The organism is Streptomyces inusitatus, from assembly GCF_014651115.1.
Lineage (GTDB): Bacteria > Actinomycetota > Actinomycetes > Streptomycetales > Streptomycetaceae > Streptomyces > Streptomyces amakusaensis.
Genome location: NZ_BMWG01000001.1, coordinates 371,302 through 383,427 on the forward strand (window position 1 = coordinate 371,302; position 12,126 = coordinate 383,427).

Sequence of the window (12,126 nt, forward strand, 5' to 3'; positions counted from 1 at the left end):
CCTTTGAGACGTTGGCAGTTGACTCGTGGGCCGCCGTACGCTCGAAGGCATGATCAAGACCGACCGGCTGATCCTGCGCCCGCTGACGACCTCGTACCTCGATGCCTTCGTCGATCTCCACGCCGACCCCCGGGTGAACCGGTTCGTCGGCGCGTACTCCCGCGAGCGGGCAGCCGAGCGGCTGACCGCCGTGGAGCTCCAGTGGGAGACCCGGGGGCACGGGCTCTGCGCCGTGGAGCTGAGATCCACGGGTGAGTTCATCGGCCGGAGCGGGCTTCAGTACTGGGAGCGGTACGACGAGGTCGAGCTGGGCTGGACGCTGCGGGCCCGGGCATGGGGGCAGGGGTACGCGACCGAGGCCGGGCGGGCCTGTCTCGACTGGGGTTTCGCGAATCTGGACGCGGAGTACTTCACCGCCCTGATGCGCCCCGGCAACGACGCGTCGATCCGGGTCGCCGAACGCCTCGGATTCGCCCCGCGCCGGCAGGACACGCTGTCCGGCGATCCGGTCACGGTCTACGCGATCGACCGGCCGACGGGCTGACCGGGCCCCTCCCGCTCCTCCAGCCCCTCCGACCCGGAAGCCGGTGATCACGCCGTACCGGGGAACTTCTCCGTATCGCGCCGCGACCAACTCAGCACAACGCGGCTCGCGTTGTTCCACCGACGACGGAGGTCCCCGCCATGACATCGATCAATCGCAGAAGCGCCCTGGTGACGGCGGCCGGAGCCGGGGCGGCGGTCACCCTCGGCGCGGGCGCGGGCACGGCAGCCGCCGATCCGGCCGGCCGCCGCCACCGGAGCCGGTGGAGCAAGGAACGCCCCCTGCGGGTGGACATCGTGGTCTTCGACGGCGTGGAGGAACTCGACCTCTTCGGGCCGCTCGAAGTCTTCGGCCTGGCCGCCGCCCTCGGCCACCCCATCGCCGTGCGGCTGGTCACCAGCGGTCAGCCGGGCACCGCCAAGCTCTCCTTCGGCACGGAGGTGACGGTGCCCGGGGCCTGGGACGCGCGGTCGGCGGATGTGATCGTGGTGCCCGGCGGCGCTTTCCGCCGGAAGGACAAGCCCGGGATCTGGACCGAGATCGAGAAGGGCGTGCTCACCCGTGAGCTGCGCCGCGCGGTCCGGCCTTCGCTGACCCTGATGGGAGTCTGCACCGGAGTGGTGGTGCTGCACGCCGCCGGGGTGATCGGCAACCGGCCCTGCACCACCCATGAGGGCGCGAAGAAGTATCTGCGGGACGCGGGGGCGGACGTCCGCGACGCCCGGGTGGTCGACGACGGGAATCTGGTCTGCGCGGGCGGCATCAGCTCGGGCATCGACGGGGCGCTGTGGGTCGTGGAGCGGGAGCTGGGCTCGCAGGCGGCCGTGACCGTCGAGTCCGTGATGGAGTACGACCGCCGGGGCACGGTCCTGCGCACCTGAGAGCGGGCCGGGCCCGGACCCGGCAGAGGCAGGGTCAGACCCGCCGGGCCATGCCCACCGAGGCGGGCGCGGTCTCGGTGAAGCCGAACTTCGCGTAGAGGTGGCGGGCGTCGCCGTCGGCGATGAGGGAGACATACGCGCCGGCGGGGGCCCTGCGCTCCAGCTCGCCCACCAGCTCGGCCATGATCAGCTTCCCCAGGCCCTGCCCCTGGTGCTCGGGGAGCACACAGATGTCGACGATCTGGAAGAAGCAGCCGCCGTCGCCGACGATCCGGCCCATGCCGACGGTCTCCCCGCCGTGGTGGACGAGGACTCCGTGCCAGGTGTTCGGCAGTCCGGCCTCGGCGGCGGCGAGCGGCCACACGGTGAGGCCGGTGGCGCCCCGCAGTCGGCGGTAGGTCTCGACGGAGGGCACACCGGCCCGGACTTCGTAATGACCGCTGAGCGTATTCATGTGTTACACACTAGAACACTGTCCGGTCCGAGCAGCTCGGGGGCGCTCGGAGCGGATCGGGGCCTTACGGGTCCGGGTCGGGTGCGCCGGTGTGCCGGGTGTATCGGCGTGCCGGGTGTATCGGGTGGGCTCAGTGGCTGTCGCCCGCTGCGGCGAGCGCGCGGTCGACGCCCTGGCCGCGCAGGCGGTAACTGTCGCCCTTGAGCGTGATGATGTCGGCGTGGTGCGCGAGCCGGTCGATCATGGCGTAGGTGACCGGGCTGTCGCCGAACACATCGCTCCAGCGGGCGAAGGGCTTGTCGCTGGTGACGACGACGGAGGCCCGCTCGTAGCGGTGGGAGACGAGCCGGAAGAGCAGATTGGTCTCCTCCGGCCCGAAGGAGAGATAGCCGATCTCGTCCACGATGATCAGCGCGTACCGGTCGAGCGCGGCCAGCTCCTCGGTCAGCCGCCCGGCGGCCTGGGCGGCGGTGAGCCGGGAGACCCACTCGGAGCCGGTGGCGAAGAGCACCTCGTGACCGGCCCGGCAGGCCCGCATCCCGAGCGCGATGGCCAGATGCGTCTTACCGGTGCCGGGCGGGCCGAGGAAGACCGCGTTCTCGTGCGCGTCCACGAAGTCCAGCGTGCCGAGCCGGGTGATGGTCTCCCAGTCCAGGAAGCGCTGATGGTCGTCGTCGAACTCCTCCAGCAGCTTGCGCGCGGGGAACCCGGCGGCGCGGATCCTCGATTCGGCGCCGCCCGCGTCCTTGAGCTCCCGGGGGCCGCTCTTGCCCTGGGCGGGGATGTACTCCCGCAGGACGACGGGGGCGGCGGGGTCCCGTTCCGCCGAGACCGGGCGGCCCGTCTCGCGCTCGGCGCGCTGGGAGCGGTCCGAGCGGTCCGGCAGCTCCGGGAGTTCGCCCAGCTCCGGCAGGTTCAGATCCCCGGACGGCAGGGTGGCCCGCCGCCGGCCCGGGACCGGGTCGCCGGACATCGGCTGGCTGTGCCCCTCCATCGGTCCCGACATGTACGCGAGGATCGCGGCCGAGAGGATGAAGGCCATGTGGATGATGGTTCCCCACATCAGCGAGTGGTGCGAGGTGTGGTCGACGTCGACGAACATCTGGAGCAGATGCACCGAGGAGATGCCCACGATCGCCGTGGCCAGCTTCACCTTCAGCACATTGGAGTTGACGTGCGAGAGCCATTCGGGCTGATCGCGGTGGCCCTGGAGACCGATGCGCGAGACGAAGGTCTCGTACCCGCCGACGATGACCATGATCAGCAGATTCGCGATCATCACCACGTCGACGAGCTTGAGCACGGCGAGCATCACATGGGTCTCGTTCACCTGGCCGCTCAGAACATGCAGTACCAGGTGCCACAGTTCATTGAAGAATTTGTAGACATAGACGCCCTGCGCCGCCACCAGGCCGAAGTAGAGCGGGGCCTGGAGCCAGCGGGTGGCGAACAGCGCGTATCCGAGTGAGGGAGCCGCGTAACTCCTGAAGTCGGGTTTGGGTGCGGGGGTGGGGGCGGACATGGCGTGGCCGAGCAACGGCATCTCCAAGGTGCATGGCGAAGAACGGGCGCAGCGCCCGCTTACACGCCTCCAACGACCCAGCGCGGCCAGGCGTCACGGACGCCACGCCGATGACCGGGCCGGTAAACCGCCGCGCAAGAGAGATCATCAGGACTCGCGAAGCTCCGTTCCGGCCATTCTCCGGCTTGTATCGAGCAAGCGGCCGGAGATCATTTACGTTGTGTGGGCACCCGACTCCCCAGGGTGACTCCCTTCGGGGAGCCCTCCGGAGCCGAGCGCCGGAGCCCGGGAGCGAGCCGGATCCGCCGGGCGGGGGCCGCCGACGCGCCGCCGCGACCCGGCCCCTTCCCGTGACGGGCCCCGCTGGCGTACACCGGTTTCCTACGATCACTGAAGGGCGGTGACCGTGATGCTCATGGAAGCGTTGCGCGATCTCCCGCCGCATCTGCGGCTGCTGGCCTGGCCCGCGCTCAATCTCCGGGGTGAACTCCCCGGAGTGCGGGTGACGGTGCCCGTCGAACTGACGACGAGCCCGGCTTCCCTGCTCAGCTACAGCCGGGGCACGAGCGTCGAACTGTCCCCGGAGGCCGAGGCGGACCCGGGGGCGCTGCTCACGGCGGAGAAGCCGGCCCGGCTGCTGGCCGAGCCGCTGCGGCTGGTGACCACACTGGCGCTGTGGGACGAGGTGGTCCGCGAGAGCGGCGTCCACGCGGGCAGCATCTATCTCGCCTCGGAGGCGGCCGTCGCCCGGCTGCTGACCACCGCGCACGACTGCGCGCCGCCCTCGTCGGTGGAACTCCCCGAGCTGCTGGAGCAGTTGCACGCGCTGGAGCTGCTCTACCGCTTCCCGGTCCCCTGCAAGTTCCGGGGCGGGCACGGGCGGGAGCGGCAGTGCCGGATCAACGGCTGGGGACGGCTGCTCTTCCGGCTGCTGTGCGAGGCGGACACCGATCCGTACGGCATCGGCGCGGCCCGCGAGCGGCTGACCGAGCATCTCGCCACGCACCGGGAGGCCTATCTGCGCGGGGTACGGGCGGCGACCGCCGCCACGGACGGCGCGGGGGCCGGGGTGTGGGAGTCCATCCACGCCGAGCAGCCCATTCCGGTACTGATCTGAACGGCCGTACAGGGCAGGCAGATTGACGCCGCACGCCGGATTCCCACCCCCCGCGTCCACGGCTGCGGCCGAAGAAGCCGAAGACCGAAGACGCCGAAGACGAAGGAGACATACGTGATAAGCGCTGTACGCAACCCCGCCGGGCTCTCCGCGATCGGCTTCGGGGTCCGGGAGCCGGGCGGCTCCGGGGGCCGCCGTCCCTCGTCCGGCGAGCCCGCCGAGGCGATCCGGGCCGCGCTGGACGGCGGGGTCAACTGGATCGACACCGCGGAAGTCCGGGGCGGGGGCGGCTTGGAACGGATCGTGGGCGAGGTGATCGCCGGGCGGCCCGGTGTCGGGGTGTGTACGAGGGTCGATCCCGAGCGGGACGACCACCTCGGCGGCAAGGGCATCCGGGCCGCCCTGGAGGAGTCCCTCACCCGGCTGGGCCGGGACCGGGCCGAGGTCGCCCTGCTGCACCGGCCCGCCGACGACGTCCCGGCGGGGGAGGCCTGGGAGGCGCTGATCCGGCTCAAGGCGGAGGGGCTCGTCGGGGCGATCGGGCTCGCGGGCTTCCCCGCCGCCGAGGTGAAGGCGTGCGCCGCCACCGGTGAGCTGGACTATCTCCAGGTCCGGGCCTCACTGCTGCACCGGAGCGAGCTGACCCTGCTGGGGCCGCTGTGCGAGCGCTACGACGTCGGTCTGCTGGTCGCCGGTCCGCTCGCCCACGGTCTGCTCGCCGGAGGGCCGCCGCCGGGAGCCATGGATCCCGGGCCGGAGGACTTCCGCCGGGCCGGGGTCCACGCCCGCTACTTCGCGCCCGGCGTCCTCCCCGGCCACGAGCGCACGGTGGCCGCCCTGCGCGCGCACGCCGCCAACACCCGGCAGTCGCTCCCCCGGCTGGCCCTGCGCTGGCTGCTCGCCCGGGGCGAGGTGACCTGTGCCCTGGTGGGGGCCGGGACCGCCGGGCACGCGGCCGACAGCGCGGCCGCCGCCGGGCCCCTGCTCACGGCCGACGAGTTCGACGAGATCAACGCCGTACTCGCTCTCGCCGAGGATCACTGATCCGGGGCCCGGACGGCCGGTGCCGGGGCCGGGGCCGGGGTCTTGGCGGCCCGCAGACGCTCGACGGCTCGGGCGGTCTCCTCGTCCACCAGATCGTGGTGGAGCGCGATCGCGGCGGCCGAGCCCGCGCCGGCGGCGGTGATCAGCTGGGCGCGCCGGTCGGCGACATTGCCCACCGCCCACACGCCGGGCACACTCGTCCGGCCCGTGGGGTCGACGCGTACCCAGCCGGTCTCGTCCACGGCGCAGCCGAGGCCGGTGAGCAGGGTGTCGCCCGGCACCGGGCGCGGGAGGACGAAGACGGCCTCCCGGGGGGTCTCCCGGCCGTCGGCCAGCTCGACGCCGCGCAGTCGGCCGTCCGCCGTCGACAGCCGCTTGACTCGGCCCTCGACGGTACGGACGCCTCGCGCGTCCAGCCGTTCGCGCTCCTCGTCCGTCACCTCGGCGGTGTGCGCGAAGAGGGTCACATCGGGCGACCACTGGCGCAGCAGCAGGGCCTGCTCCACCGCGCCCGGCCGGCCGCCGAGTACGCCGAGGGGCCGGTCGCGGACCTCGTGGCCGTGGCAGTACGGGCAGTGCAGGACGTCCTTGCCCCACTGCTCGCGCACTCCGGGGAGGTCGGGGAGTTCGTCGCGCAGCCCGGTGGCCACCAGGACCCGGCGGGCGGTGAGGGCCGGGCCGCCCGCGAGCCGTACGGAGAAGCCGTCCGGAGCGGGGGCGATGTGGTCGGCGCGGGCGTCGACGAGGTGCGCGCCGTATCCGGCGACCTCGGCGCGTCCGGCGGCGAGCAGGGCGGCGGGGGCCATGCCGTCCCGGGAGAGAAAGCCCTGGAGGTGTGCGGCGGGGGCGTTGCGGGGCTCCCCGGCGTCGATGACGGCGACCCGGCAGCGGGCCCGGGTCAGCACCAGCGCGGCGCTCAGCCCGGCCGCTCCCGCGCCGACGACCACCACGTCGTACTGAGGATCTTCCGTGGTTCCGTTCCTCGTCTCGTTCATGGGGGCAGCGTGCGCCGGGCTTCCCGGTGGCGGCAACTGTTGTTGCTGTTTCCGGGACGGCCGGGGTCCAATGGGCGGCATGGACCACGCACCCGCCATCGCCCACGCGCTCGCCGGGGTCGGCCCCCGGCTCAAGCGCCTCCGTACCGAGCGCGGTGTCACGCTCACCGCGCTGGCGGAGGCCACCGGCATCTCCAAGAGCACCCTGTCCCGGCTGGAGTCCGGCGGCCGGCGGCCCAGCCTGGAGCTGCTGCTGCCGATCTCCCAGGCCCATCAGGTCCCGCTGGACGAGCTGGTGGGCGCCCCCGAGGTGGGCGACCCCCGGGTCCGGCTCACGCCCCGGAAGGGGAACAACGCCACCGTGCTGCCGCTGACCCGGCAGCCCGGACCGCTCCAGTCGTTCAAGATGATCCTCCCGGCGACCCGGAGCACCCCCGAGCTGTGCACACACGAGGGGTACGAGTGGATGTACGTCCTGGCCGGGCGGCTGCGGCTGGTGCTGGCCGACCACGATGTGGTGCTGGGGCCCGGCGAGGTCGCCGAGTTCGACACCCGGCTCCCGCACTGGTTCGGCTCCACCGGCGAGGCCCCGGTGGAGGTGCTGAGCATCTTCGGGCGACAGGGCGAGCGCATGCACGTCCGGGCCAAGCCCGCCGCCCGCCGGGAGAGCGCGGGGTGATGCCGTCTTCGATCCCCCTGTCGCCCGGGCGACCGGGGTCCGTCGCCCGGGCGGCCGTCCCCGGATGCCGTCCGCCCGGCGACCCGGCAGGGTGATCCCCAGCAGGGAGTTCCCGTACAGACAAGGACCGCCCATGTCCGTGACCCATCGCCGGTGTCTCGCCCCGGCCGCCGGGGCGGTGTTCCTGGCCCTCACCCTCGCGGGCTGCTCCGGCCTCGGCCGTACCGCGCCGGGGACCGTCTCCTACGACACCCCGGGCCATCGCCATGTGACCTTCTCGAATCCGCTGGTCACCGGGTGCCACAAGCTGGAGGACGCCGGGGCGCTGAAGCTGGAGAACAACACCCTCGTGGACATGCAGATGTATCCGACCGAGGACTGCTCCGGCGAATCCTCGGCGTACATCGCGACCACGACCTCCAATGTCGTCGCCCCCGGGGCGGTGCCCTGGCGGGCGTTCAGCCTGATCCACTGAACCCCGGCGGGGTCCGGATTCCGTACCTCCGAAATTGTTTCCCGTGAAACCGATGAGTTCCGCACGGCCCTCCGGTCCTACCTTTCGTACCTGCTGTATTCGCTTTGAACAGCACCACCACGAAAGGGCGCACCACCATGAGGAAGCTTGTCGAGACCACGTTCGTCACCCTGGACGGCGTGATCGGTTCCCCGGAGAAGTGGAGCGCGCCCTACTGGGACGAGGAGTACTCCGCGCACTCCCGCGATCTCCTCTTCGCGGCGGACTCGCTGCTGCTCGGGCGGGAGACCTATGAGGGATTCGCCGAGGTCTGGCCCAGGATGGAGGAGGTCGAAGGGGAGTACGCGGTGCGGATCAACAGCATGCCCAAGCATGTGGCGTCGCGGACCCTGACCGAGGCGAAGTGGAACGCGACGGTCATAGCGGGGGACGTGGCGGAGGAGGTGGCCGCGCTGAAGGCGCTGCCGGGTCGGGGGATTCTGAAGTTCGGCACCGGCGAGCTGGACCGGACCCTGTTGGAGCACCGGTTGGTGGACGAGTACCACTTCTGGATGTTCCCCGTCATCGCCGGAGGCGGCGACCGCCTTCTCGACGGCATCGACACCGCGCATCTGAAGCTCGTCGAGTCGAAGCCGCTCGCCTCCGGTGTGGTGCTGCTGACCTACACCCCCCGGTAGCCCCCGCGCGGCGTACTTGGCCGGATCCCGCCCGGCCCGGCGCGGGAGCGCCGGGTGCGGGCGGGAGGGGTGGGGGCGCGCGGTCAGGAGGCGAGGGAGGCGTCCGAGTGGACGGCTATCAGGGCGAGTTGGACGCGGTCGCGTGCGCCCAATTTGGCCATCAGGCGGCTGACGTACTTCTTGGCGGTGAGAGGGCTCAGACTGAGCCGCTCGGCGATCTCGTGATTGGTGCAGCCCTGCCCGATCAGCGCGGTCACCTCGCGCTCCCGGGCGCTCAGCAGGGCGGTGAGGGAGCGGACGCCGCGCGCCGCGAGGTGCGGGCGGGGGCCGGCGCGCAAGACGTACTCGGTGATGAGCCGGCGGGTGTGCCGGGGGCCCAGCCAGGAATCCCCCCTGGCCAGCACCCTGATCGCGGAGAGCACCACCTCGGGCTCGGTCTCCACGGCGAGGAAACCGCTCGCGCCCGAGGCGAGCGCGGGAAACAGGAACTCCTCCTCGTCCTCACGGTAGTTGCTGTAGGCGAGAACTCTGGTGTGGCCGGGGCCGGATCGCGCGGTGATACGGGAAATGGCCTCCAGGCCGCTCATTCCCGCGAGCCGGACCTCCAGCAGGGCGATGTCGGGGCGGGTCGCCGCGACCAGGGCCACCGTCTCGTCACCGCTGGCCGCGTCGCCGATGACCTCAATGCCCGGGTCCGACGCGAGAAGCAGCGAGAAGGCGGCGCGCACCGCGGCCCTCGGCTCGGCGATCACAACTCGGATGGGCACGTACGTTCCTCTCACAAAGATGAGTCAAATGACAGTGGCAGTACGGTCCAGCGGATCGTAAAGAGATCGCAACGGACTGCTCAACCACGTGTCAATGAAACGAGTCGGCAAACGTCAACGACGCATATGAATCGGCCAGATGTGCCGGTCTCCCCCGAGTGCGCCCACTCCACCCACATCGGCGGAGATCGCACCCCTGCTTGTCCTCCCCGGAGGACATGGCTGGTCACTGCGACGGCCGGTGAGTGAAGGAAGTGTCTCCCGTGGCGTCTGGTGACGGCCGCTCATTGCTGCCTAACGTGCACATGCCATGACGACCGGTGCCCCTGGACACCGCGCCCGGTCCACAGGTACCCCCGGCCTCGCCCGGGGCATCGGGAGGGGGATACGGACATGACCACGGCCTTGCCAGGACAGCTCTCGCCCTGTCCCCGCGCCCACGCTCCCGCCCGCCGGACCGCCGGCCGCTCCCCGGCCCGGGCGGTCCGTACGGGGCTGACCTGAGGGTCACCCGTACCCCTGGCACACATGGACGGGAGCGCGAGCGCGCCGGTGCGCGAATGCGCGCCCCGGTCCGGAGCACCGGGCCCCGAGGCCCGGCGAGCACCCCCAAGGCGTACCCGTCCCGTACCCGTCCCATGGCGAGCCCCGGACCCCGGCCACCGAAGCCCGGGCCCCGCCGGCCCCACCGCCCTCAGGCCCCCGCCGACTCCACCGGAGCCGGCCCGTTCGCAGGAGACCGTCGGTGCTCACCCTTCTCATTGACAACTACGACTCGTTCACCTACAACCTGGGCGATCTGATGCACCGTGTGTACGGGGTCGCGCCGCACGTCGTCACCCATGACACCCCCTGGCGGGAGATCGACCTCGACGCCTACGACGCCGTCGTGGTCTCCCCCGGCCCCGGCCGCCCACAGCGCGAGGCCGACCTCGGGATCTCGGCCCACGCGCTCCGCCAGGACCGGGTCCCGGTGCTGGGGATCTGCCTGGGCCACCAGGGCATCGCGCACTTCGCCGGGGCCAGGATCGGCCACGCCCCCGAGGCGACGCACGGCCGGACCTCGGAGGTCTTCCACCGGGAGGGGGACGGGCTCTTCGACGGCATCCCCTCGCCGTTCACCGTCGTCCGCTACCACTCGCTCGCGGTCACCGAACTGCCCGACCGGATAGCGCCCCTCGCCTGGACCGCCGACGGGGTCGTGATGGGCGTGCGCCATCTCGAAGCGCCGCAGTGGGGCGTGCAGTTCCACCCCGAGTCCGTACTCACCGAGTACGGCGCGGAGCTGCTGCGCAACTTCCGCCGCCTCGCCCTCGACACCACCCGCGAGGGCGCGCGCACCCACCCTCCGGATCCGGCCCCGGACCCCGCGCCGGACGGCGGCGGCGGAGGGCGGCGCGTCGAGAGCCGGGAGCTCGACTGCCACCCGGACGCGCCCGCGCTCTTCCACGAGCTGTACGGGAAGTCCGAGCACTCCTTCTGGCTGGACAGCTCCCGTCACTCCCTCCCCACCAGCCGCTTCAGCATCATGGGCGACGACTCGGGACCGCTCGCGGAGTCCCTGTCGTACTCGGTGCCCGAGCGCGCCTGGACCGTCGAGCACGACGGGCGCGTCACCACCGTCTCCGCCGGTTTCTTCGACTACCTCGGCGAGCGGCTCGCCGAGCGCCGCACCCCGCCGCCCGCGTCCGGGCCGCCGATCGACTTCAACCTCGGCTATGTGGGGGCGCTGGGGTACGAGCTGAAGGCCGAGACCGGCGGCAGCGCCGCCCATGTCTCACCGCGCCCGGACGGCCGGCTGATCTTCGCCGACCGGGCCGTGGTCATCGACCACCAGGAGCGCCGCACCCATCTCCTCGCCCTCACCGACCCGGCACTCCCGCACACCGTCCGGGCGAACTCCGAATGGTTCGCCCGTACCGCCGAGGCGATCCGGCGGCACCCGGACAGCGGCCCGAAGCGGCCGACGGAACCAACCCCCGGGGAGCCCGTACGCACCTTCCGCTTCGACCAGCCCAGGACCGCCTATCTGGGCAGCGTGAAGTCCTGCCTCGACGCGATCAACGACGGCGAGTCGTACGAGATCTGCCTCACCAACACCGCCGAGTCCGAGCCGCTCGACGCGCCCCTGGCGAGCTATCTGCGGCTGCGCGCCACCAGCCCCGTCCCGTTCGGGGCGTATCTGCGCTTCGGCGCCGACTCGGTCCTCAGCGCCTCCCCCGAACGCTTCCTCCAGGTGCGCGGCGACGGCCGGGTGCAGGCCAAACCCATCAAGGGCACCCGCCCGCGCGGCACCACCCCCGAGGCCGACGAGGAGATCCGCCGCGCACTGGCGGCCCACCCCAAGGACCGCGCCGAGAATCTGATGATCGTGGACCTGCTGCGCAACGACCTCAACCGGGTCTGCGCCACCGGCTCCGTCCATGTCCCCACACTCTTCGACGTCGAGACCTACTCCCATGTCCATCAGCTCGTCAGCACCGTCGAGGGCCGTCTCGCCCCCGGCCGCTCCGCCGTGGACTGCGTACGCTCCGCCTTCCCCGGCGGCTCGATGACCGGCGCGCCCAAGATCCGCACCATGGAGATCATCGACCAGTTGGAGCGACGGGCGCGCGGCTACTACTCGGGAGCCATCGGCTGGTTCTCCCTGAGCGGGGCCGCCGACCTCAGCATCGTGATCCGCACCGTCGTCAGCGGCGAGCGGTCCGCGACCTTCGGCGTCGGCGGGGCCGTCGTCTCCCTCTCCGACCCGGTGGAGGAGTACCAGGAGACGCTGGTCAAGGCCGAGGTCATGCTCTCCGCGCTCAACGCGACGGTCGACGAGCCCTGAGCGAGCCCTGAGCGGGGGTGGGCCAGGAGAGGGACGGGGGCAGGGGCGGGGCGGCCCCCGGTGCACCGCCGACCGGTCCGCGCATCCTCCGATCGGCCGACCCCCGTGTCGGCCGATCGACCCGGCCCGCCCTCCGGAAGG

The 12,126-nt window shown here is 72.0% G+C and carries 12 protein-coding genes; 8 read left to right on the top strand and 4 right to left on the bottom strand.

The annotated features are described in order from the left end of the window. Positions 1–49 precede the first annotated feature (49 nt). Positions 50–544, top strand: coding sequence for a GNAT family N-acetyltransferase (locus IE247_RS01600; protein ID WP_190120993.1), 495 nt, complete (start codon positions 50–52; stop codon positions 542–544). Between the two features lie 140 nt (positions 545–684). Beyond that, the gene (locus IE247_RS01605; RefSeq protein ID WP_190120994.1) at positions 685–1,425 is read left to right on the top strand and encodes a DJ-1/PfpI family protein; all 741 of its coding nucleotides are present in this window, start codon (positions 685–687) and stop codon (positions 1,423–1,425) included. A gap of 34 nt (positions 1,426–1,459) precedes the next feature. Here IE247_RS01605 and IE247_RS01610 read toward each other — a convergent pair whose 3' ends face one another. Together IE247_RS01610 and istB are read right to left on the bottom strand one after the other, a co-directional pair. After that, positions 1,460–1,879, bottom strand: a complete 420-nt coding sequence (locus IE247_RS01610) for a GNAT family N-acetyltransferase (RefSeq protein ID WP_190120995.1) — start codon at positions 1,877–1,879, stop codon at positions 1,460–1,462. 130 nt (positions 1,880–2,009) lie between these two features. Beyond that, entirely contained in the window at positions 2,010–3,422 is a 1,413-nt protein-coding gene (istB, locus tag IE247_RS01615) for an IS21-like element helper ATPase IstB (RefSeq protein ID WP_229868457.1), read from the bottom strand. A gap of 394 nt (positions 3,423–3,816) precedes the next feature. Between istB and IE247_RS01620 the strand changes: the two genes are divergently transcribed. Further along, positions 3,817–4,518, top strand: a complete 702-nt coding sequence (locus IE247_RS01620) for a hypothetical protein (RefSeq protein WP_190120996.1) — start codon at positions 3,817–3,819, stop codon at positions 4,516–4,518. A gap of 114 nt (positions 4,519–4,632) precedes the next feature. Beyond that, positions 4,633–5,562 carry an aldo/keto reductase gene (locus tag IE247_RS01625; RefSeq protein WP_190120997.1) on the top strand — a complete coding sequence of 310 codons (930 nt, stop codon included), beginning with the start codon at positions 4,633–4,635 and terminating at the stop codon, positions 5,560–5,562. Here the strand turns inward: IE247_RS01625 and IE247_RS01630 are convergent. Next, positions 5,556–6,557: an NAD(P)/FAD-dependent oxidoreductase gene (locus IE247_RS01630; RefSeq protein WP_190120998.1), complete on the bottom strand. Its 1,002-nt coding sequence runs from the start codon at positions 6,555–6,557 to the stop codon at positions 5,556–5,558. The two genes, IE247_RS01625 and IE247_RS01630, sit on opposite strands and share 7 nt — an antisense overlap. Positions 6,558–6,636: 79 nt before the next feature. Here IE247_RS01630 and IE247_RS01635 point away from each other — a divergent pair, with 79 nt between their 5' ends. The 3 genes from IE247_RS01635 to IE247_RS01645 all read left to right on the top strand — a co-directional run bounded on the left by IE247_RS01635 (position 6,637) and on the right by IE247_RS01645 (position 8,388). Further along, positions 6,637–7,236 carry a helix-turn-helix domain-containing protein gene (locus IE247_RS01635; RefSeq protein WP_190120999.1) on the top strand — a complete coding sequence of 200 codons (600 nt, stop codon included), beginning with the start codon at positions 6,637–6,639 and terminating at the stop codon, positions 7,234–7,236. A 133-nt stretch (positions 7,237–7,369) separates the two neighbouring features. Continuing rightward, the gene (locus IE247_RS01640; protein WP_190121000.1) at positions 7,370–7,711 is read left to right on the top strand and encodes a hypothetical protein; all 342 of its coding nucleotides are present in this window, start codon (positions 7,370–7,372) and stop codon (positions 7,709–7,711) included. Positions 7,712–7,848: 137 nt separating this feature from the next. Beyond that, the gene (locus tag IE247_RS01645; RefSeq protein ID WP_190121001.1) at positions 7,849–8,388 is read left to right on the top strand and encodes a dihydrofolate reductase family protein; all 540 of its coding nucleotides are present in this window, start codon (positions 7,849–7,851) and stop codon (positions 8,386–8,388) included. 83 nt (positions 8,389–8,471) lie between these two features. On the opposite strand, the gene IE247_RS01650 is transcribed toward IE247_RS01645, so the two are convergent. Then, complete coding sequence (locus IE247_RS01650) at positions 8,472–9,155, bottom strand: LuxR C-terminal-related transcriptional regulator (protein WP_190121002.1); 684 nt, start codon at positions 9,153–9,155, stop codon at positions 8,472–8,474. A gap of 745 nt (positions 9,156–9,900) precedes the next feature. Here IE247_RS01650 and pabB point away from each other — a divergent pair. Next, on the top strand, positions 9,901–11,985 hold the full coding sequence (gene pabB / locus IE247_RS01655; protein ID WP_190121003.1) for an aminodeoxychorismate synthase component I: 2,085 nt from the start codon (positions 9,901–9,903) through the stop codon (positions 11,983–11,985). Positions 11,986–12,126: the final 141 nt, after the last annotated feature.